We start from the raw sequence: 21,132 nt of genomic DNA, 5'->3' as shown, positions 1-21,132 counted from the left end.
GGCGGCGGCCGGTCCGTCCGGATCGCGTCCCGGACGGCACCGCACGGGGGAGCCGGCCGGATCAGATGAGGGCGGTGGCCTCCTCCAGGGTGAGGCCGCCGCCTTCGGCGTACGCGGCCTCGTACGCCGCGTCGCCCAGTGCCGCCCGCGCCGCCTCCTCGGCGTGGGCGGCGTCCTCGCGTTCCGAGGAGACCGGGACGTGCGCGGCCGGCAGCTGGGCGCGGTAGGCGCCGACCAGCCGGGCGGCCTCGTACGCGCGCTCCGGGCCGCCGAGGCCCAGCCGGGCCACGGCGGCCGTCAGCAGGTACAGGGCCGGCATGTACGGGGCGACCATCATCGCCAGCGGGTGCCGGACGGCCCCCGCGGCCTCCCGGGCGAGCCGCAGGGCGTCCTCGTACCTGCCCTCCTTGTTGTCCAGCCAGGCCGTCGTGGCGAGCAGGAACACGTCGAAGACGGCGAACGCGCCCATCGCGAACTCCTCGCGCAGGAGCCGGATCTGCTCGCGGGCCTCGGGGATCCGGCCGGTGCGCCCGTAGACGGAGGCGAGGAACATGCGCGCGGCGGGCACGGACTCGTTGGCGAACCGCACGGAGGTGGTGAGGGTGTCGGTGAGGATCCGCTCGGCCTCCTCGATCCGGCCGCTCTCGACGAGGGAGCCGGCCATCCGCACGCGCAGCACCGTCACCTGCGCCTTGGCGCCGAGGCGCTCGGCGTGCTCGATCGCCGCGAGGTAGTCCTGGGCGGACAGGGCGTAGTCCCCGCGCTTCTCCCGGGACTCGGCGCGGGCCGACAGGGCCTCGGCGCAGCCCCAGTCGTCGCCGAGCTCGCGGAAGAGGGCCAGGCTCTCGTCGGCGTCGCGGGAGGCGTCGCCGGCCCAGTCGGCCCGGTTGGCGAGGATGTTGGCCCGCAGCTGGAGTCCGGAGGCGAGCTCCCAGCGGTAGCCGAGCTCGCGGGCGGTGGCGATCGTGGCGTCCACGACCCGCTTGAGCAGGCCCGGGTCCCCGGCGATCATCACGGCGTAGATCCACAGGGAGGCCGGGGTGCGGCAGGTCTGCGGGAGGCCGGGCCGGTAGGTGGCGAGCACCCCGTCCACCTGTGCGCGGACCTCCGGGCTGTCCCAGTCGGTGTTCGTCTGGTCGCGGGCGGCGAGCCGTACGAGGTGCAGGGCTCGCCAGCCTTCGGTGAGCACCTCGCCGGAGTAGGGCGGGGGCGAGTCCACGAGCCGTTCGTAGACGGGTTCGGCGGGGGTGTGGGGCGGCAGGAACGGGTCGGGGCCGAGTCCGGCGGCGGCGTCGGACCAGTGCCGGGACTCGGCGCGCAGGTCCTGCATGTGCCAGTACCAGCCGAGGGAGTGGACCAGGCACAGCACCTCGCCGGCGTCGCGGGCGGCGATGGCGCGGCGCAGGGCGGTGCGGAGGTTCTCGTACTCGGTGGCGATCCGGTCGGCGGCCGCGCGCTGGCCGTGGCCGCGGAGCAGGGGCTCGGTGGTGCGGGCGAGTTCGCGGTAGTGGACGAGGTGGCGGTGCTCGGTGGCCGCGCGGTCGTCTCCGGCGCCGACGCCGGTGCCGGCTTCGGCGAGGCGCTCGGCGGCGTACTCGCCGACGGTCTCCAGGAGGCGGTAGCGCATGTCGCCGGCGGGGCCGGGCGCGGCGACGACGAGGGACTTGTCGACGAGGGTGGCCATGGCGTCGGCGACGTCGGCGCCCGCTTCCGCCGCCGGATCCGCGCAGACGGCTTCGGCGGCCTCCAGGTCGCAGCCGCCCGCGAAGACGGACAGCCGTCGGAGCACGGCCCGTTCGGGCTCGTCCAGCAGGTCCCAGGACCAGTCGACGACGGCGCGCAGGGTCTGCTGGCGGGGCAGGACGGTGCGGGCGCCGCCGGTCAGCAGCTTGAACCGGTCGTCGAGCCGGTCGGCGATCTGGCGGGGGGTGAGGAGGCGCAGGCGGGCGGCGGCCAGTTCGATGGCGAGCGGCAGACCGTCCAGGCGGCGGCAGATCTCGGCCGCGGCGGCCGGGTCGTCGGCGACGCTGAACCCGGGCCGGGCGGCGGCCCCTCGGTCGGCGAGGAGCCGCAGCGCGACGGGGTCGGGCAGGGGTTCGACGGGGCGCAGGAACTCCCCCGGCACGCCGAGGGGTTCCCGGCTGGTGGCGAGGACGCGTACGCCGGGGCAGTGGGTGAGGAGGCGTTCGGCGAGGTGGGCGGCGGCGTCGATGACGTGCTCGCAGTTGTCGAGGAGCAGCAGCATCCGGCGGCGTGAGCAGTGCTCGGCGAGCCGGTCGAGGGGGTCGTCGCCGCCGCGGTCGGTCAGCGCGCGCAGTTCCTCGGCGGCGGCGCCGCGCAGCTTGGTCTCGCGGGCGCCGAGCGCGGCGAGGACGGCCTCGGGGACGTCCTCGGGGTCCTCGACGGGCGCCAGCTCCACGAACCACACCCCGTCGGGCCAGTCGCCGGACGCGGTGCGGGCGTGGGTCTCGGCGGCCTCCTGCGAGAGCCGCGTCTTCCCGGCCCCGCCGGGGCCGAGGAGGGTCACGAGCCGGGCCGCGGCGAGGTCGTCGCCGATGAGGCGGATGTCGTCCTCGCGGCCGACGAAGGTGGTGAGCCGCGCCCGCAGGTTCCCAGGGGCCGATGCCGCGGGGGCGGCGGGGTGCGGGACCGGGGTGTGGCCGGGGTCCCCCGCGCCGCCGGCCCCGGCGGGCCGGGACCAGGCGTCGCCGGTGGTGGGCGGGGCGGGGGTCGCCGGTCCGGGGACCGGGGTGGCCTCGCGGCCGGCCCTCCCGGCCACCGGCGGCCGGGACCAGGCGTCGCCGGTGCCGGGCAGGGTGTGACCCGCCGGGCCGGGGGCCGGGGTGGCCTCGCGGCCGGTGGGCCGGTCCGCTGCGGGCCGGGACCGGGCGTCACCGGTGGTGGCCGGTCCGGCGGCCGGGCTGGCCTCGCGGCCGGTGGGCCGACCCTCCGCGGGCAGGCCAGGGGTCGCGGGTCCCGGCAGTCCGGGGGCCGGGGTGGCCTCGTGGCCGGCCGGACCGGCCGCCGGCGGTCGGGGCCAGGCGGGGCCGGTGGTGGGCGGGGCCGCCGGGGTGAGGAGTTCCGCGTGGAGGGTGCGGAGGGCCGGGCCCGGGTCCGTGCCGAGGCGGTCGGCAAGGTCCTGGCGCACCGCCTCGTACGCGGCCAGCGCCTCCGCCGGGCGGCCCGCCGCACGCAGGGCCCGGATCCGCAGCACCTGGAGGGACTCGTCCAGGGGCTGCCGCGCACACAGTTCGGTCAGCTCCGGGAGGGCCTGTTCCGCTTCGCCCAGCGCCAGCGCCGCGCCCAGGCGGCCCCGGCGCGCGTCCATCCGTACGGCTTCCCAGCGCGCGGACTCGGCCGCCGGGTCGGGGAGGGAGGCCAGCGCGGGGCCCCGCCACAGTGCGAGCGCCTCGTCGTACAGGGCCGCCGCCCGGGCGGGGTCCGGGTCGGCCGCGGCGGCGCGCGCGAGCCGTTCGAAGCGGTACAGGTCGACGTCCTCCCGCTCCGCCTCCAGCTGGTAGCCGCCCTCCACCGACCGCACGGCCGCGTGCCCCAGCGCCCGCCGCAGCCGCCCCACCAGGGCCTGGAGCGCGGCACTGGCGTCGGCCGGCGGGTCGGCGTCCCACACCTCGGCGACCAGCCGCGCGGCCGGGACGGCGCGGCCGGGGCGCAGGGCGAGGGCGGTCAGGAGCGCGCGCAGGCGCGCTCCGCCGACGGCGACGGGGCTGCCGTCGTCGCGGACGGCCTGGGCGGTGCCGAGAATCACGTAACGCACCGGGTCATTCTCTCCGGCCCCGCGCCCCCACCGCCGCCGAGCCCGGGATAGGTTTCGCCGCATGGTTCATCAGGGCGTCCGCGGCGAGCGGCAGATCAGTTCCGTGTTCCTCGGCATCGTCGCCGTCATGGCGGTGACCGGGTGGGCGGTGTGGACGGACTACGCGGCGAGCCCGGGACTGGCCGTGTTCCTCTTCGTCACCTCGGCGTGGGTGGTCTCGCTGTGCCTGCACGAGTACGCGCACGCCCGTACCGCGCTGCACGGCGGCGACATCACCGTCGGCGCGAAGGGCTACCTGACCCTGAACCCGCTGAAGTACACGCACGCGCTGCTCAGCATCGTGCTGCCGGTGGTCTTCGTGATCCTGGGCGGTCTGGGCCTGCCGGGCGGGGCGGTGTACATCGAGCACGACCGGATCCGGGGCCGCTGGAAGCACAGCCTGGTGTCGGCGGCGGGCCCTCTGACGAACGTGGCCTTCGCCGTGGTGTGCACGGCGCCGTTCTGGCTGGGCGCCCTCGACGGGGTCCCGCTGCCGTTCCGCTTCGCGCTGGCGTTCCTCGCGCTGCTGCAGGTCTCGGCGGCGATCCTGAACTTCCTGCCGGTGCCGGGCCTGGACGGCTACGGGGTGATCGAGCCGTGGCTGTCCCACCGGGTGCGCCGCGAGCTGGCCCCGCTGGCGCCGTTCGCGCTGATCGGGGTGTTCGCGCTGCTGTGGATCCCGGAGGTGAACGCCGTGTTCTTCGAGGCGGTGCGCGGGATCCTGCGCGCGCTGGGCGTCTCGGACCTGGAGACCTACTGCGGCCGCGACCTGTACCGCTTCTGGCAGGGCTCCGAGGGGTTCTTCTGCACGGCCCCGCAGGACCGGTAGGCCGTCCCGGGGGCTACGCCGCCCGCTGCTTCTCGGCCTTGGCCTTGCGGTAGTAGAACCAGGCCATGTTGGACGTGACGCCGGCCAGCAGCACCCACACGATCCCGAGGAAGCTGCCCTCCACGAAGGCGACCACGGCCGCGGCCACGGCGAGGACGCAGACGACAACGGCGAACAGGGCAAGGCGGGGCATCCGGAACAGCTCCTCGGCGACACGGAAGGGGGGTCGAACCCCTCCAGTGTCCCCCATCCCGTCCGGGCCCCGCCGCCGGTGCGGGGCCCGGACGGGCGGCGGGATCACACGTCGGTGAGGCGGAGGCCCGCGTGGGCCTTGTAGCGGCGGTTGGTGGAGATGAGGTTGGCCACCATCGCCTCGACCTGGTGGGCGTTGCGGAGGCGGCCCGCGAAGACGCCGCGCATGCCGGGGATGCGGCCCGCGAGGGCCTGGACGACGTCGGTGTCGGCGCGGGATTCGCCGAGGACCATCACGTCGGTGTCGATCTCCTCGACCGAGGTGTCCTGGAGGAGGACGGCGGAGAGGTGGTGGAAGGCGGCGGTGACGCGGGAGTCGGGGAGGAGGGCGGCGGCCTGCTGGGCGGCGCTGCCCTCTTCGACCTGGAGGGCGTAGGCGCCCTGCTTGTCGAAGCCGAGGGGGTTGACGCAGTCCACGACGAGCTTGCCGGCGAGGTCCTCGCGCAGGGCTTCGAGGGTCTTGGCGTGGCCCTCCCACGGGACCGCGATGATCACGATGTCGCTGCGGCGGGCGCATTCGGCGTTGTCGGCGCCTTCGACGCCGAGGCCGAGTTCGGCGGCGGCGGTCTCGGCGCGGTCGGCGGCGCGGGAGCCGATGATCACCTTCTGGCCCGCGCGGGCGAGCCGGTAGGCGAGGCCGCGGCCCTGGTCGCCGGTGCCGCCGAGGACGCCGACGACGAGGCCGGAGACGTCGGGGAGGTCCCACGGGTCCTTGGCCGGCGGCTTCTGCGTGCTGTCTGAGGAAGTCATGCTGGCGAGCGTACTGCCGGGTAGGCCGGACGAGGAGGGCCGGATGGTGCAGGATGCGGCCATGGATGCCGCATGGATGCCGTGAGGGTGGCGCTGCTGCGCGAGGTGCTCGCCGGGACGCGGTGGCCCGACGAGGCCCGGCGGTTCGCGGGTTCGCTGCGGCGGGCGGTGGCGCCGGCGGGCGGCGGCCTGCTGCTGGTGGGCACCGAGCAGTACGAGCCCTGGCACCTGGCGGCGCACCTGGTGGACGAGGCGGCCTGGTCGGGGCAGCCGGAGCTGGCGCCGACGCTGGTGCGGCACCGCGTGCGGCCGGGCGAGCCGCCGCACCTGTCGGTCGGGCTGGGCCGGCTGGAGGCGGCCCGGCGCGGGCACACGCTGCTGGTGGTGGCTCCGGAGCGGCCCGGCGGGGGGCTGCTGGAGCGGGTGCACGACGCCCGGCGCGCGGGGGCGACCGTACTGTCCCTGGACGGTGGGGACGCGGACCTGACAGCCCTCGCCCACGACGCCCTGTCGGTGCCCGCGGCGGGCTCCGAGCTGGACCTGGACACCGTGCAGCACCTGGTCAGCGCGGCGGCCGGGGAGAACGTCCCGCCGGAGCGGCGGGGCCCGCGGCGGCTGCGCGACCGGCTGGCGCGGCTGGCCGACGGGCTGACCGCCCCGCCGCCGCCCAGCCGCTGGTAGGGCGCGGGGTCAGGGGGTGGCGGTGCCGCCGCCCTCCTCCCCCTCGCGGGTCTTGTCGTTCCACTTGGGGTCGTTCTGCCATTCGAGGTTGCGCTCCTGCGCCGTCTCCATGGCGTGGGCGGCCTCCTCGCGCGTGGTGTAGGGGCCGAAACGGTCCTTGGCGGGGCACTCGGGGCCCTCTTCCACCTTCTGGTGGACCAGGCAGTAGTACCACTCGCCCGGTTTCCCCACCTGACGCTTCTTGAACAGGGCCATCGCCTTCGGACTCCTTCCGGCGCGCTCTCCCGGTACCGCCGCTCGATACCGTTCGATACCGCTCCTCGTCGCCATGCTGCCCCATCCCCGCTGGATACACTCGCTTGCATGTCTGGCCAGTCGCTGCTCGTACCAGGCGAGCTCTCTCCCGTCCGTTCCGTCCCCGGAAACATCCGCCGGCCCGAGTACGTGGGCAAGCCCGCGCCCACTCCGTACACCGGACCGGAGGTGCAGTCGGCCGAGACCATCGAGGCCATGCGCATCGCCGGCCGGATCGCCGCGCAGGCGATGGAGGAGGCGGCGAAGCACATCGCGCCGGGGGTGACCACCGACGAGCTGGACCGGGTCGCGCACGAGTACATGTGCGACCACGGCGCCTACCCCTCGACGCTCGGTTACCGGGGCTTCCCGAAGTCCCTGTGCTCCTCGCTCAACGAGGTCATCTGCCACGGGATCCCCGACTCGACCGTCCTGCGGGACGGCGACATCGTGAACCTCGACGTGACCGCGTACATCGGCGGGGTGCACGGCGACAACAACGCCACCTACCTGTGCGGCGAGGTCGACGAGGAGTCGCGCCTGCTGGTGGAGCGCACGCGCGAGGCGCTGAACCGGGCGATCAAGGCGGTCAAGCCCGGCCGGCAGATCAACGTCATCGGCCGCGTCATCGAGTCGTACGCGAAGCGCTTCGGGTACGGGGTGGTCCGGGACTTCACCGGGCACGGCATCAACTCGTCGTTCCACTCGGGCCTGATCATCCCGCACTACGACAGCCCGCACGCCACGACCGTGATCGAGCCCGGCATGACCTTCACGATCGAGCCGATGCTGACGCTGGGCACCCACGAGTACGACATGTGGGAGGACGGCTGGACGGTCGTCACGAAGGACCGCAAGCGGACCGCGCAGTTCGAGCACACGCTGGTGGTGACGGACACCGGAGCGGAGATCCTGACCCTGCCGTAGGCCCTTGTGGCGAGTTTTTTGCCGCCCGGAGGGTTTTTGCCGACAACACGTCGGGAACACATTGACTTAGGTAAGCCTAAGTAGGAGGATCGGGCGTGGCGGCGGCGTGCCGTCACGGCCCGTTCCTCTCCTCCCGGAGGTCAGTCTTGGACGCGTTCTCCACGGTCATCCGTGTCGCCTCGCACGAGCAGCACACCGAAGCCGAGACCTCCTCCTTCATGAGCGACCTGCTCGGCGGCCGGCTCGGCGTCGACGCGTACGCCCGCTACACCGAGCAGCTGTGGTTCGTGTACCGGGCCCTGGAGGACGGCGCCGGGTCCCTGCGGGACGATCCGGTGGCGGGCCCCTTCATACGGCCCGAGCTGATGCGCGTCGCCGAGATCGAGCGCGACCTGGCGCACCTGCTGGGCCCCGGCTGGCGCGGGGAGGTCAGCGCGCTGCCCTCGACGCAGGCGTACGCGGACCGGGTCGCGGAGTGCGCCGCCTCCTGGCCGGGCGGGTACGTGGCCCACCACTACACGCGCTACCTGGGCGACCTCTCCGGGGGCCAGATCATCCGGGACAAGGCCGAACGCACCTGGGGCTTCGAGCGCAAGGGCGACGGCGTACGGTTCTACGTCTTCGCGGACATCTCCAACCCGGCCGCCTTCAAGCGGGGTTACCGGGAGCTGCTGGACGCGATCGCCGCGGACGACCTGGAGAAGCAGCGGATCATCGACGAGTGCAAGCGGGCCTTCGATTTCAACGGGGCGGTCTTCCGCGAGCTGGGCGAGGAGTTCCCGCTCAGCGCGTAGGCCCTGGCCGGGCGGGTACAGGACGATGGGGCCGGGCGGGTGCGGACGCACCCGCCCGGCCCCGTTCGTGCGCCGCTCCGGGAAGCGGGCAGGGACGCCGGCCCGTTCGGACACCCGGACGCCCGGGCGTCGCTACGAGGCGAAGCGGACGCGGCCGCCCATCTCGATCGTGCCGTCGGGGCCCGGGGCGGTGAGGATCTGGGAGCCGGCGCCCTGGGTGATGTTGAGGGCGCGGTTCAGCTGGGCGGTGAGGAGGATCGCCGCCGAGCCGGTGGCCTCGTCCTCGGTGATGACCCCGTCCGGGCGGCGCGGGAAGCCGCGGGCGCGGATCCGTCCGGCGGTCTCGTCCTCCCAGGCCCACGCGTACAGCCAGCCCTCGCCGGGCGGCGGCGTCGGCAGGGCGTCGACGTCGGCGGGGGTGGCGTACTGCTCGGTGCGCTTGCCGGTGACCCACTCGGGGCGGGCCGTGATCCAGGTGAACTCCCCGTCGTCGCGCGCCCATACGGACCCCGCGGGCGGCTGGAGCTCCTCGATGTCGAGCAGCCAGGCGACCCCGACCAGGGGGTGTCCGGCGAAGGACATCCGCGTGCCGGGGGTGCGGATGTCGACGACCCCGCGTTCGGGGTCGTCGACGAACACCGTCTCGCTGTAGCCCAGTTCGGCGGCGAGGGCCTGCCGGGCGTCGTCGTCCGGGCAGGTGCGGCCGTCGCGGACGACTCCGAGCAGGTTGCCGAAGCGGCCGTCACCCGCGCAGAAGACCCTGATCACGTCTAGATCGTTCACGCTGGCATTCAAGCACGCCCCGGTGTCCGGGCTCCGTCAGCTCTGGGCCGCCCGGCGGCGGCGGCCGAGGTAGACGGCGCCCGCGCCGGCCGCGACCACGCCGGCGGAGGCGCTGAGCAGGGCGCCGGCCGGTACCTCGGCCCCGGTGGAGGCGAGGTTGCCGCCCGTGGAGCCGCCGGCGGAGCCGCCCGCCGAGCCGCCGCCCACGGAAGCGCCCGTCGTGCCGCCCGTGGTGCTGGTGCCGCCCGCGCCGCCCGTGCCGCTGGTGGCGGTGCCGGTGGGGCCGGCCGTCGGGAGGGGGGCGTCCTTGTCCACGGAGACGGAGAGGGTCACCGGGTCCATGGGCTTGCCCGGCTTGTACTTGTCGGGGACGGAGCCGTTGTTGGCGAAGACGGCCGAGCCCTTCTCCGTGAAGACGGCGGGGACGGATGCGAGGGTCAGCAGGCCGCCCTTGGTCTTGTAGTCGCCCTTGGACAGGTCGAGCGTGGCGAACGGGATGTCGTTGGTCGCGCCCGCCGCCGTCTTGGCGTCCAGGACCAGGGTGCCGGTCTTGCCCGTGGTCTCGATCCGGATGTTGCCGAAGGTCAGGTCGAGTCCGTGGGCGGCGTACTCGAAGCGCACGGCGCCTTCGAAGGCGGCGTTCAGCTTCTGCTTCTTGACGTCGAGTTCGCCCTTGCCGAAGGAGAAGTCGAAGGTCTTGCCGTTCTTGACGGCCCCGCCGCTGGTGGTGATCCCCTTCTCGCCGACGTAGTCGTGGAAGGAGGCCATCACGCCCCACGTGAGCTTGCCCCGGAGGACCTTCTGCGGGCCGTCGGCGGACGGGGCCGGGGCCGGCGCGGAGGTGGTGGGCGCCGACGGGGACGGGGCGGTTGAGGTGGAGGGGGACGGGGCGGGCGGCTTCGGGAACTCCAGGAGCGCCGTGAGCCTGTCGCCGTCGCGGCCCTCGTACTGGGGGGCGCCGAGCTGCTCGCCGAGCTCCTTGGTGAGCTTGGTGGCCAGGCCGCTCATGTCGGCCCCGGCGAAGGAGACGACCGCCGCCGGGACGTCCTTGGTGAGGGTGCCGTTCTTGGTGATGTCGACCGTCAGCTTCTTGGTGCCCGTGTCGAAGCGGAAGTTCTCCATCTTGATGACGAAGCCGTGCGACGCGCTCTCGAAGGTGACGCTGCCCTTGAAGGCGGCCTTGACGACGTGACCGCCGTCCTTGTCGTACTGGCCGGTGGCCGAGCCGAAGCGGAAGGTGCCGTCCGCGTTCTGGGTGGCTCCGTCCGCCGGGGTGATCTTGCCCTTCGCCATGCCAGTGACGTAGGTGCGGAAGCTCGCGATCACCCCCCAGTCGAGGGTGCCGCCCACGACGGGTATCGGTGCGGCGGCGGCCTGGGCGGCCCCGGCGGGGGCCGGGGCCGGGGCGGGGGCGCCGTCCGCCGCGGTGGCGGGCAGGGCGAGGGCGGCGGTGCCGAGGGCGGCGGCGGTCAGTACGGCGGCCGCTGCGGCGATCGGGCGACGGTGGGACGACATGGCTGAGAACTCCTGGAGGTACGTGACGAACAGGAAGGAACGGGAAGAGGGGTAGAGGGGGTTACGGCGCGGGCTCGGACGCCGCCGCGCGGCGCCTGCCGCGGACCACCAGCAGGGCTGCGCCGCCCGTCAGGACCAGTACGGCCACGGCGAGGGCCGCGTACAGCCCGGCGCCGGCGGAGTCGCCCGCCTCGGCGGCGGCCGCGGGGGCCGGGGCGGCGGAGGACGGGGCGGCCGGGGGCGCGGGGGCCGGTGCGGCGGCCGAGCCGAGGTCGGGCAGGGCGGGCAGCCGCGTACCGGCTTCGAGGGCGACGGCGAGCGAGACGGGGTCCATCTCGGTGCCCGCTTTGTACAGGGAGCCGAAGGCCTGGGAGCCGCCTTCGGTGAGGGTGGCGGGGGCTTCGGTCAAGGTGGCGAGTTTCCCCTCGGTCTTGAGGCCCTTGGCGTCGAACTCGACGAGCGCCACGGCCGGCCTGGTCTGCCCGCCGGTGGTCACGTCGGCGGACAGCACGCCCTTGCCGTTCTCCACCTTGACGCCCACCTTGCCGAGCATGAGGTCGAGCCGGGCTCCGGCGAACCGGACGCTACCGGCGAACTCGGCGGCCAGTACGCCCCTCTGGCCGTCGTACGTCCCCTTCCCCCGCGGGAACCGGAACAGCGCGCCGCCGTCCTGGGCGCCTTCGGCGAGGGTCCACCCGCCCTGGCCTACGGCGCCGGTGACGTACTCGCGGAAGGTGCGGCGCACGCCCCAGTCGACTGCGGCGTCGGAGAATGCCCCCTGGGTCTGCGGGGCGGCGGCCGGGGTGCCGGACGGCTGGGCGGGCGGGGTGGGCTGTGGTGCGGGCGGGGCCACCGGGGCGGCCTTGACGTCGGCGGAGAGGCTGACCGGGTCGAGCTGCGCGCCGGCCTGGTAGTAGCCGGCGAAGGCCTGGGCGCCCTGGTCGGTGAGGGTGGCGGGGATGTTGGTGAGGGTGACCGGGCTGCCGGCGCCCCTCATGTCGATGCCTCCGAGGCCGAGGGTGGCGAAGGGCACCTGGGTCCGGGTGCTGACCGCGCCGGTGTCCTTGGCCTTCCCGGTCACGTCCAGGTAGAGGGTGCCGCTGCCGCCGGAGACGCGGACGGTGGGGCGGCTGACGGTCAGGTCCAGTTCGTACGAGCCGTCGGGCTTGCGGTGGCCCTGGAAGGTCACCCCGCCCGAGAACGCGGCCTCGAACGCCCCGGAGGCGGGGTCGTAGGAGCCGGCCGCGGAGTGGAAGCGGAACAGGCTGCCGCCGACGGTCGCGGCTCCGCTCTTCAGCTGGAAACCGCCTTTCGCGACCGGACCCGTGACGTAACTCTGGAAGGAGGATTTGAGGCCCCAGTCGAGCCGTCCCCCCTGCACTGCGCGGCTCTCCGCACGGGCGGCGGCGGCCGGGAGCAGCGCCGCGAGCAGGGTCGCCAACAGGGTCACGGCGAACGCGCGGACGGGTCTTGCGGACATGAAGTCCCCTCCAGGGTCTGGGGGATCGAAGGACAGGCGGACGATTCCCGGGCCAGTCACTAAGGTTAGGCTAACCTAAGCTATCCCGGTCGAGCGGGGAACCCCTCGGTCCGACCCAGCCCCCGCCCCCGCCTCCCGGCCGGACGATCAGGACGGTGTCCCGGTGCCCACGCCCGCCACCCCAACCCGCTTCCCCCGCATGACCGTTGCCCTGACGGCCCTCGGGCTCGCCCTCGCGCTCTCCGCAGGCGGCTGCACCGCTGCGGACGCCCCCGGGGGCCCCGCCGCCGGCCGCTCCGCCCCCGCCGCCCCGCCCGACCGGGTGGAGCCGATCGACGCGGCCGCGCGGCCCGCGCTGCCGGTGACCGTCGCCTCGGCCGACGGGAAGCAGGTCACCGTCACCTCGGCGGAGCGGATCATCCCGCTCACCGGCAGCCTCAACGAGATCGTGCAGACCCTCGGCCTCGGCCCACAGGTCGTCGCCCGCGACATCACCGCCACCTTCGAACAGGCCTCGGCCCTGCCGGTGGTGACGCGCGGCCACGAGGTCTCCGCCGAGAGCGTGCTCTCGCTGCGCCCGACGCTGGTCCTGGCGGAGACCACCACCGGTCCCGCCGAGGCGGTGCGGCAGATCCGCGACGCCGGGGTCCCCGTCCTGGTCGTCGCGCCCGCCAAGGCCCTGGAGGACGTACCGAAGCGGATCGACGCGGTCGCCTCCGCACTCGGCGTCAAGGAGGCCGGAGCGCAGCTGGACCGGCGCACCGCCGAGCGGATCGCCGCCGCCCGCAAGGGCGTTCCGGCCGGTGCCGGGAAGAAGCCCCGGGTGGCCTTCCTCTACCTGCGCGGCACCGCCTCCGTGTACCTGCTGGGGGGCTCCGACTCGGGTGCCGGCCCGCTGCTGGAGGCGGCGGGCGCGGTGGACACCGGCAAGGAGTCGGGGCTCGGCAAGGACTTCACCCCGATCACCAGCGAGGCCCTGGCCGCCGCCGCCCCGGACGCCCTCCTCGTCATGTCCAAGGGGCTCGAATCGGTGGGCGGCGTCGACGGCCTGGTGAAGATCCCGGGCGTGGCCCAGACCCCGGCCGGGATGGACCGCAGGGTCGTCACCGTCGACGACGGGGTGCTGCTCAACTACGGCCCGCGCACCGACCAGGTGCTCGCCTCGCTGGTCGCGCAGCTCCACGGCAAGGGAGCCTGAGGTGGCCGTCTCCGCGCAGGCGCGCCCGGAGGCCGTACCGTCGCGGCGGCCGGGCCGCAGGGCGCCGCTGCTCGCGGCCGGGCTGCTGGCCGCGCTGCTGCTGCTCGCGCTGGTCTCGGCCGGCGTCGGTGCGTACGCCATCCCCACCGGGGACGTCCTCGCCTCCGTCCAGCACCGGGCGGGCCTCGGCGGGGCCCCGCTGGACCGGGTCGGGGAGAGCGTGCTGTGGAACGTACGCCTGCCCCGGGTCGCGCTCGCGCTGCTGGTCGGCGCGAGCCTGGGGTGCGCGGGCGCGCTGATGCAGGGGGTGTTCGGCAACCCGCTGGCCGAGCCCGGGGTGATCGGGATCTCGGCGGGCTCCGCCGTGGGCGCGGTGGCCGCGATCGGGCTGGGCCTGACCTTCCTCGGCAACTGGACGGTCACCGCCTGCGCCTTCGTGGCGGGGCTGGTCACCGTCGGCTCCGTCTACCTGCTCTCCCGCAGCGGCGGCCGGACGGAGGTGGTCACGCTGATCCTGACCGGTATCGCCGTCAACGCCTTCGCGGGCGCGCTGATCGGGCTGTTCGTCTTCTTCGCGGACAGCGGCCAGGTCAACCAGATCACCTTCTGGCAGCTCGGCTCGCTGGCGCAGGCGACCTGGCCCAGGGTGCTCGCCGTGCTGCCCTGCGCGCTCGTCGGGCTGGCCGCGGCCCCCTTCTACGCCCGCAGGCTCGACCTCCTCGCCCTCGGCGAGCGGCCCGCCCGCCACCTCGGGGTCGACGTGGAGCGGCTGCGGCTGGCCCTGGTGCTGGTCGTGGCCCTGCTGACGGCGGCCGCCGTGGCCGTCGCCGGGGTGATCACCTTCGTGGGCCTGCTGGTCCCGCACCTGCTGCGGATGGCGAACGGGCCCGGCCACCGCTTCCTGGTGCCCGGCAGCGCGCTGGCCGGGGCCGTGGTCCTGACCGCGGGCGACCTGGCCGCCCGGACGGTGGCCCGGCCTGCGGAGCTGCCGCTCGGCGTGCTGACCGCGCTGATCGGCAGCCCCTTCTTCTTCTGGCTGCTGCGCCGGACCCGCCGGGGGCAGGGGGGATGGGCATGAGGTTCCCGTCACGCGGCCGCCGGCGCGCCGTGCCCGCACGTCCCGCCCCCGGGGCGGCCGTCGCCGAGGCCGTCGCCCTGCACGTCCGGCTCGGGGAGCGCGCGGTGCTCGCCGGGATCGACCTGGCCGCCCGGGCCGGCGAGGTGCTGGCGCTGGTCGGCCCGAACGGCGCCGGGAAGTCCACCCTGCTGGCCGCCCTCGCCGCCGACCTGCCGGCCGCCTCGGGCTCCGTACGGATCGACGGGCGCCCGGTGGCCGGCTGGAGCGCCGCCGAGCTGGCCCTGCGCCGCTCGGTGCTCCCCCAGTCGGCCGCGCTGTCCTTCCCGTTCCCGGTCGCGGAGGTGGTCCGGATGGGCCGCGCCCCCTGGGCCGGGACCGGGCTCGCGGACGCCGACGAGGAGGCGGTGGCGGAGGCGATGGCCGCGACCGAGGTCACCCGTTTCGCCGATCGGCCCTTCTCGGACCTCTCCGGCGGCGAGCGGGCCCGGGTCGCGCTGGCCCGCGTACTGGCCCAGCGGGCCCCGCTGCTGCTGCTCGACGAGCCCACGGCGGCCCTGGACCTGCGCCACCAGGAGCTGGTGCTGCGGATCTGCCGGGAGCGGGCGGCGGCCGGGGACGCCGTGGTGGTGGTCCTGCACGACCTGGGGCTCGCGGCGGCGTACGCGGACCGGGCGGCGGTGCTGCACGACGGCCGGATCGCGGCGGCCGGGCCCCCGGCGGAGGTGTTCGGGGACGGGCTGCTGAGCCGGGTCTACCGGCAGCCGGTGGAGGTGCTGGCGCACCCCCGGACGGGTGCTCCGCTGGTGGTCCCGGTACGGGACGAAGGCGTTCCGGTTCACCCTCCCGCCCAGGCGGCACAAGGGATCGAACCGGACGGTAACAACCGTCCCGCACGCAATGCGGACGGCGACTTGACTCCCGCTTGACCTTCGCTTGATCCGGTCATGGAGGGCCCGTGACGGCCTCGTGTCCGGGGCCGGAATGTGAGAGCTGAATCACTGGACGAGTGGGTATCGGTCAGGTAAGCCTCGGTTAAGTTAGGTCCGCCTCACCGGCCCTCACCGGCCCTCCCCAGCCTTCACCCCCGCCAGGAGCCCACATGCGTCCCGCCCGCCTCACCGTCCTCACCGCGGCCGCAGCCGTCGCCGCGCTCACCGCAGTCACCGGCTGCGCCGAGAAGAGCGACAAGGGCGGCTCCGGCGCGATCCAGGTGAAGGCGACCGACACCGCCTGCGAGGTCTCCAAGACCGAGTTCCCGGCCGGCAAGGTCACCATCGAGGTGGAGAACAAGGGCTCCAAGGTCACCGAGCTGTACGTGCTCTTCCCGGACGACCGCATCGTCGCCGAGCGCGAGAACATCGGCCCCGGCACCAAGGCCACCATCACCGCCGAGATCAAGGCGGGCGACTACGCCTTCACCTGCAAGCCCGGCATGAAGGGCGACGGCATCCGCACCCAGGTCAAGGCCACTGGCAAGGGCGGCACCGAGAAGCGCAGCCCCGAGCTGGACGCCGCGGTCGCCGCGTACCGCAAGTACGTCCAGGAGCAGGCCGACGAGACCCTGCCGAAGGCCAAGGTCTTCGCCGACGCCGTCAAGGCCGGCGACCTGGAGGCCGCGAAGAAGGCCTACGCCCCCTCCCGCATCGGCTGGGAGCGCACCGAGCCCGTCGCCGAGTCCTTCGGCGACATCGACCCGAAGGTCGACGTCCGCGAGGACGGCCTGGAGGCCGGCCAGGACCCGGCCAAGGACTGGACCGGCTGGCACCGCCTGGAGAAGTCCCTCTTCCAGGACAACAAGATCGACGACAACGACAAGAAGCTCGCCGACACCCTGATCGCCGACCTCACCGAATGGCAGAAGAAGGTCGGCGAGGCGGAGATCACCCCCACCTCCATGGCCAACGGCGCCAAGGAGCTGCTCGACGAGGTCGCCACCGGCAAGGTGACGGGCGAGGAAGAGCGCTACAGCCACACCGACCTGGTCGACTTCAAGGCCAACGTCGAGGGCGCCCAGAAGTCCTACGAGCTCCTCAAGACGGTCACCGCCAAGAACGACCCGGAGCTCGCCAAGCAGCTGGACACCCAGTTCGCCGCGATGAACACCCTCCTGGACAAGTACCGCGCCGACAAGAACACCTACGAGTTCACCTCGTACGACAAGGTCGGCGAGGCCGAGCGCAAGGAACTCTCGGACGCCGTGAGCGCCCTGGGCGAGCCGCTCTCCAAGCTGGCCGCCGCGGTCGTCAAGTAGTCCGTAGCCAGGCAGAGGCGGGAGAAGCACCATGACCGACCAGGTGTCGGAAGAGACCACGGGCGCCGCGGGCGCCGCCGCAGCGCCCTCGCGCCGTGCCGTGCTCGGCTGGGGCGGGGCGGGGCTGGCGGTCGGAGCGGCCGCGGCCGGCGGCGCGGTCGCCGCGTTCGGCGGCGGCTCGGACATCTCCCCGGCGGCCTCCGCCGGGGCGGCGGTCCCCTTCCACGGGGAGCACCAGGCCGGCATCGCGAGCGCCGTCCAGGACCGGCTGCACTTCGCGGCCTTCGACGTGAAGACGAAGAGCCGCGACGAGCTGGTCGCGCTCCTCAAGGAGTGGACGGCCGCGGCCCGGCTGATGACGGCCGGCCTGCCGGTCGGCGACGTGTTCGAGGGCGCGCCCGAGGCCCCGCCCACCGACACCGGCGAGGCCCTCGGCCTCAAGCCCTCCCGCCTCACCCTGACCATCGGCTTCGGCCCCGGGCTGTTCGCCAAGGACCGCTTCGGCCTTGAGGGCAAGCGCCCCGAGGCCCTGGTGGACCTGGAGCTCTTCCCCGGCGACAACCTGGACCAGGCCCGCTCCGGCGGCGACCTGTGCGTCCAGGCCTGCGCCGACGACCCGCAGGTCGCCGTGCACGCCATCCGCCAGCTGGCCCGCATCGGCTTCGGCAAGGTCGTCGTCCGCTGGTCGCAGCTCGGCTTCGGCAAGACCTCCTCGACCACGCCCGAGGAGCAGACCCCGCGCAACATGATGGGCTTCAAGGACGGCACCCGGAACATCTCCGGCACCGACAAGCCCGCCCTGGACAAGCACGTGTGGGTCGGCGCGGGCGACGGCAGCGACTGGCTGACCGGCGGCTCGTACCTGGTCGCCCGGCGCATCCGGATGAACATCGAGATCTGGGACCGCACCCCCCTGCAGGAGCAGGAGGACATCTTCGGCCGCGACAAGGGCGAGGGCGCCCCCGTGGGCAAGTCCAAGGAGCGCGACGAGCCGTTCCTGAAGGCGATGAAGCCGGAGGCGCACGTGCGCCTCGCGCACCCCGACACCAACGACGGGGCGACGATCCTGCGTCGCGGCTACTCCTTCACCGACGGCACGGACGGCCTGGGCCGCCTCGACGCGGGCCTGTTCTTCCTGGCCTACCAGCGCGACGTCCGCAAGGGCTTCATCCCGATCCAGCGCCGGCTGGCGAAGTCGGACGTCCTGAACGAGTACATCCAGCACGTGGGTTCGGCGATCTTCGCCGTCCCGCCGGGCGTCCGCGACAAGGACGACTGGTGGGGCCGGTCCCTGTTCGCGTAGTCCCCGCCGGAGAGGAAAAGCCGTGTTCGGCAACTATCTGATCGGCCTGCGCGAGGGGCTGGAGGCCAGCCTGGTCGTCTGCATCCTCGTCGCGTACCTGGTCAAGACCGGGAACCGGGCCGCCCTGCGCCCGGTCTGGCTCGGCATCGGAATCGCCTGCGGGCTCTCGCTCGCGTTCGGCGCGCTGCTGGAGTTCGGCACGCAGGAGCTGACCTTCGAGGCGCAGGAGCTCCTCGGCGGCAGCCTGTCGATCATCTCGGTCGGCCTGGTGACGTGGATGGTCTTCTGGATGAAGCGCACCGCGCGGCACCTGAAGGCCGAACTGCACGGCAAGCTCGACTCTGCGCTCGCCATGGGCACGGGCGCGCTGGTCGCCACCGCCTTCCTGGCGGTGGGCCGCGAGGGCCTGGAGACGGCGCTGTTCGTGTGGGCGTCGGTCCGCGCGAGCGGCGAGGGCTCCTCGGCGCCGCTGATCGGGGTGCTGCTGGGCATCGCGACCGCGATCGTCCTCGGCTGGCTGTTCTACCGGGGCGCCCTGAAGATCAACCTGGCGAAGTTCTTCAAGTGGACCGGCGGGATGCTGGTGGTCGTGGCCGCGGGCGTGCTCGCGTACGGGGTCCACGACCTCCAGGAGGCCGGGTTCCTCGGCGGCCTGAACGACAAGGCCTTCGACATCAGCTCGGTGATCGCGCCGGACAGCTGGTACGGGGTGCTGCTGAAGGGCGTCTTCAACTTCCAGCCGGACCCGACGGTCTACCAGCTGGTGGTGTGGGCCCTGTACCTGGCGGTCGTCCTGACCCTCTTCCTCCTGCCGGCCCGCCTCCGCACCCCCGCGCAGCCCCCGGCGGACACCCGCACCGGGGCCAGGAGCTGACCCCGGCCCACCCCCGAAGGCCCCCGGCCCGCGCACCCGCGCGGAGCGGGGGCCTTCGCCGTTGCCGCGTCGCCCCGTCAGCCCCGGCCGATGTACGGCATCGCGGTGGCCATCACCGTCGCGAACTGGACGTTGGCCTCCAGCGGGAGCTCCGCCATGTGCAGCACGGTGCGGGCCACGTCGGCGGCGTCCATCACCGGCTCCACCGCGAGCTGCCCGTTGGCCTGGAGGATCCCGGTCTGCATGCGCTCGGTCATCTCGGTGGCCGCGTTGCCGATGTCGATCTGCCCGCAGGCGATCCGGTACGGGCGGCCGTCGAGCGACAGGGACTTGGTCAGGCCGGTCATGGCGTGTTTGGTCGCGGTGTAGGCGATGGAGTTCGGACGCGGTACGTGGGCGGAGATGGAGCCGTTGTTGATGATCCGGCCGCCCTGCGGGTCCTGCTCCTTCATCACCCGGAACGCCGCCTGGGCGCAGAGGAAGGAGCCGGTCAGGTTGACGTCGACGACCTGGCGCCAGGCCTCGTAGCCGATGTCCTCCAGCGGGACCCCGGCGGGGCCGAAGGTGCCGGCGTTGTTGAAGAGCAGGTCGAGCCGCCCGTACCGCTCGCGCACGGCGCCGAACAGCGCGGCGACGTCCCCGGGGTCGCTGACGTCGGCCGGTACGGGCAGCACGTCCGCGCCCGCCCCGGCCGCGGCGGCCGTCTCCTCCAGGGGTCCGGTCCGGCGCCCGGCCACGGCCACCGACCAGCCCGCGCCGGCCAGGGCCAGGGCCACGGAACGGCCGATCCCGGAGCCGGCTCCGGTCACTACTGCGGTCTTCTTCGCGGGTGCGCTCATGGGGCCGCAGAGTACGTCACAGCGGACATCGGGCCATGGACGTTCCGACAGCTGAGAGCATGGGTCGGTCAGGGGTGCATAAAGCAGATGAAAAGACTGGAGTTCCGCATGTCGGAGAGCGGCCCTTCCACGGCCCCCTCGCCCGGGCCGTCGCCCGATCCCTCAACCGGTCCCCCGCCGCCGGTCGCGCCCCCGAAGGCCCCCGCCGACGCCCCCCTGACGGCCGCGCGCCGCACCGGCCTGCTGGTCACCTTCATCCTGGGCGGCCTCACCGCCCTGCCCCCGCTGTCCATGGACATGTACCTCCCGGCCCTGCCCGAGGTCACCGCCGCGCTGCACAGCCCCGCCGCGACCGTCCAGCTCACCCTGACCTCCTGCCTCGCCGGCATGGCGCTCGGACAGCTGGTCATCGGCCCGATGAGCGACAAGTGGGGCCGCCGCCGGCCGTTGCTGGCCGGCATGGCCGTCTACGTCCTCGCCACCGCGATCTGCGCCCTCGCCCCCAGTGCCGGACTGCTCATCGGCTTCCGGCTGCTCCAGGGCCTGGCCGGCGCGGCCGCCATCGTGATCGCCCGGGCCGTCGTGCGCGACCTGTACGAGGGCGTCGAGATGGCCCGCTTCTTCTCCACCCTGATGCTGATATCCGGCACCGCCCCGATCATCGCCCCGCTCATCGGCGGCCAGGTGCTCCGCTTCGCCGACTGGCGCGGGGTCTTCGTCGTCCTCACCGCCGTCGGTCTCGCGCTCACCCTCCTCGTGTGGCGCAGCCTCGGCGAGACCCTGCCGCCCGAGCGCCGCCAGACCGGCGGTGTGGGCGCCGCGCTGCGGACCATGGGCGGGCTGCTCGGCGACCGGGCCTTCGTCGGCTACACCCTGGCGGGCGGCTTCGCCTTCGCGGTGCTCTTCTCCTACATATCCGCCTCGCCCTTCGTGGTGCAGGAGATCTACGGGGCCTCCCCGCAGGCCTTCAGCCTGCTGTTCGGGCTGAACGCGGTCGGGCTGGTCGTCATCGGCCAGATCAACGGCAAGCTGCTGGTGGGCCGGGTCAGCCTGGACAAGGCCCTGGCCACCGGGCTCGCCGTCATCACCGTCGCCTCCGTGGCCCTGCTGCTCATGTCCACCGGGGTGTTCGGGAAGGCCGGGCTGGTGCCCGTCGCCGCCGCGCTGTTCGTGCTGATGTCGGCGATGGGCCTGGTCCTGCCGAACACCAACGCGCAGGCCCTGATGCGGACCCCGCACGTCGCCGGATCGGCGTCCGCGCTGCTGGGCACCTCCTCCTTCCTGGTCGGGGCGGTCGCCTCGCCGCTGGTCGGGATCGCGGGCGAGGACACGGCGGTGCCGATGGCGCTGGTGCAGGTGACCTGCTCGGTGCTGGCGGTGGCCTGCTTCCTCGGGATGTGCCGGCCCTGGCGGACACGGGAGTCCGTCGCCGCACAGGCCTGATCCGGACGGCACGGCCCGGTCCGCGGC

Annotated in this window: 19 protein-coding genes; 11 read left to right on the top strand and 8 right to left on the bottom strand. The window is 74.1% G+C overall.

Translation table 11 applies throughout. The annotated features are described in order from the left end of the window. Positions 1–61 precede the first annotated feature (61 nt). Positions 62–3,838: an AfsR/SARP family transcriptional regulator gene (locus OG553_RS23820; protein ID WP_405980927.1), complete on the bottom strand. Its 3,777-nt coding sequence runs from the start codon at positions 3,836–3,838 to the stop codon at positions 62–64. Here OG553_RS23820 and OG553_RS23815 point away from each other — a divergent pair. Then, entirely contained in the window at positions 3,837–4,643 is an 807-nt protein-coding gene (locus OG553_RS23815; RefSeq protein ID WP_405980926.1) for a site-2 protease family protein, read from the top strand. The two genes, OG553_RS23820 and OG553_RS23815, sit on opposite strands and share 2 nt — an antisense overlap. A 13-nt stretch (positions 4,644–4,656) precedes the next feature. On the opposite strand, the gene OG553_RS23810 is transcribed toward OG553_RS23815, so the two are convergent. Then, positions 4,657–4,836, bottom strand: coding sequence for a hypothetical protein (locus tag OG553_RS23810; RefSeq protein ID WP_405980925.1), 180 nt, complete (start codon positions 4,834–4,836; stop codon positions 4,657–4,659). Positions 4,837–4,940: 104 nt separating this feature from the next. Further along, positions 4,941–5,645 carry an NADPH-dependent F420 reductase gene (gene npdG, locus OG553_RS23805; RefSeq protein ID WP_405980924.1) on the bottom strand — a complete coding sequence of 235 codons (705 nt, stop codon included), beginning with the start codon at positions 5,643–5,645 and terminating at the stop codon, positions 4,941–4,943. Between the two features lie 72 nt (positions 5,646–5,717). Here npdG and OG553_RS23800 point away from each other — a divergent pair, with 72 nt between their 5' ends. Further along, entirely contained in the window at positions 5,718–6,326 is a 609-nt protein-coding gene (locus tag OG553_RS23800; protein WP_405980923.1) for a hypothetical protein, read from the top strand. A 9-nt stretch (positions 6,327–6,335) separates the two neighbouring features. Here the strand turns inward: OG553_RS23800 and OG553_RS23795 are convergent, their stop codons facing one another. Beyond that, complete coding sequence (locus OG553_RS23795) at positions 6,336–6,581, bottom strand: hypothetical protein (RefSeq protein ID WP_405980922.1); 246 nt, start codon at positions 6,579–6,581, stop codon at positions 6,336–6,338. 108 nt (positions 6,582–6,689) lie between these two features. On the opposite strand from OG553_RS23795, the gene map reads away from it, so the two are divergent. Together map and OG553_RS23785 are read left to right on the top strand one after the other, a co-directional pair. Further along, positions 6,690–7,547, top strand: coding sequence for a type I methionyl aminopeptidase (gene map / locus OG553_RS23790; RefSeq protein ID WP_405980921.1), 858 nt, complete (start codon positions 6,690–6,692; stop codon positions 7,545–7,547). A gap of 146 nt (positions 7,548–7,693) precedes the next feature. Further along, positions 7,694–8,341, top strand: coding sequence for a heme oxygenase (biliverdin-producing) (locus OG553_RS23785; protein ID WP_405980920.1), 648 nt, complete (start codon positions 7,694–7,696; stop codon positions 8,339–8,341). 132 nt (positions 8,342–8,473) lie between these two features. Here the strand turns inward: OG553_RS23785 and OG553_RS23780 are convergent, their stop codons facing one another. The 3 genes from OG553_RS23780 to OG553_RS23770 all read right to left on the bottom strand — a co-directional run bounded on the left by OG553_RS23780 (position 8,474) and on the right by OG553_RS23770 (position 12,119). Next, a complete protein-coding gene (locus OG553_RS23780) occupies positions 8,474–9,124 on the bottom strand; it encodes a PhzF family phenazine biosynthesis protein (protein ID WP_405980919.1) in 651 nt (216 codons plus the stop codon). Between the two features lie 36 nt (positions 9,125–9,160). Beyond that, on the bottom strand, positions 9,161–10,639 hold the full coding sequence (locus tag OG553_RS23775; RefSeq protein WP_405980918.1) for an HtaA domain-containing protein: 1,479 nt from the start codon (positions 10,637–10,639) through the stop codon (positions 9,161–9,163). Positions 10,640–10,700: 61 nt separating this feature from the next. After that, the gene (locus OG553_RS23770) at positions 10,701–12,119 is read right to left on the bottom strand and encodes an HtaA domain-containing protein (protein ID WP_405980917.1); all 1,419 of its coding nucleotides are present in this window, start codon (positions 12,117–12,119) and stop codon (positions 10,701–10,703) included. 199 nt (positions 12,120–12,318) lie between these two features. Between OG553_RS23770 and OG553_RS23765 the strand changes: the two genes are divergently transcribed. From OG553_RS23765 to efeU, 6 genes are all read left to right on the top strand, one after another. Beyond that, positions 12,319–13,317, top strand: coding sequence for a hemin ABC transporter substrate-binding protein (locus tag OG553_RS23765; RefSeq protein WP_405980916.1), 999 nt, complete (start codon positions 12,319–12,321; stop codon positions 13,315–13,317). A 1-nt stretch (position 13,318) separates the two neighbouring features. After that, positions 13,319–14,395, top strand: coding sequence for a FecCD family ABC transporter permease (locus tag OG553_RS23760; protein WP_405980915.1), 1,077 nt, complete (start codon positions 13,319–13,321; stop codon positions 14,393–14,395). Beyond that, on the top strand, positions 14,386–15,321 hold the full coding sequence (locus OG553_RS23755; RefSeq protein ID WP_405980914.1) for a heme ABC transporter ATP-binding protein: 936 nt from the start codon (positions 14,386–14,388) through the stop codon (positions 15,319–15,321). The genes OG553_RS23760 and OG553_RS23755 overlap by 10 nt, the downstream gene beginning before the upstream one ends. Positions 15,322–15,494: 173 nt before the next feature. Continuing rightward, entirely contained in the window at positions 15,495–16,646 is a 1,152-nt protein-coding gene (gene efeO, locus OG553_RS23750) for an iron uptake system protein EfeO (RefSeq protein ID WP_405980913.1), read from the top strand. A 31-nt stretch (positions 16,647–16,677) separates the two neighbouring features. Next, positions 16,678–17,949, top strand: a complete 1,272-nt coding sequence (efeB, locus tag OG553_RS23745; RefSeq protein ID WP_405980912.1) for an iron uptake transporter deferrochelatase/peroxidase subunit — start codon at positions 16,678–16,680, stop codon at positions 17,947–17,949. Between the two features lie 22 nt (positions 17,950–17,971). Further along, the gene (gene efeU, locus OG553_RS23740; RefSeq protein ID WP_405980911.1) at positions 17,972–18,823 is read left to right on the top strand and encodes an iron uptake transporter permease EfeU; all 852 of its coding nucleotides are present in this window, start codon (positions 17,972–17,974) and stop codon (positions 18,821–18,823) included. 77 nt (positions 18,824–18,900) lie between these two features. Here the strand turns inward: efeU and OG553_RS23735 are convergent, their stop codons facing one another. Then, on the bottom strand, positions 18,901–19,662 hold the full coding sequence (locus OG553_RS23735; RefSeq protein WP_405980910.1) for an SDR family oxidoreductase: 762 nt from the start codon (positions 19,660–19,662) through the stop codon (positions 18,901–18,903). Positions 19,663–19,770: 108 nt separating this feature from the next. On the opposite strand from OG553_RS23735, the gene OG553_RS23730 reads away from it, so the two are divergent. Further along, positions 19,771–21,105, top strand: coding sequence for a Bcr/CflA family multidrug efflux MFS transporter (locus OG553_RS23730; protein ID WP_405980909.1), 1,335 nt, complete (start codon positions 19,771–19,773; stop codon positions 21,103–21,105). The last annotated feature ends 27 nt before the right edge of the window (positions 21,106–21,132 follow it).

This window comes from Streptomyces sp. NBC_00158 (assembly GCF_045160885.1).
Lineage (GTDB): Bacteria > Actinomycetota > Actinomycetes > Streptomycetales > Streptomycetaceae > Streptomyces.
This window is presented reverse-complemented; position numbering and strand designations above follow the sequence as displayed.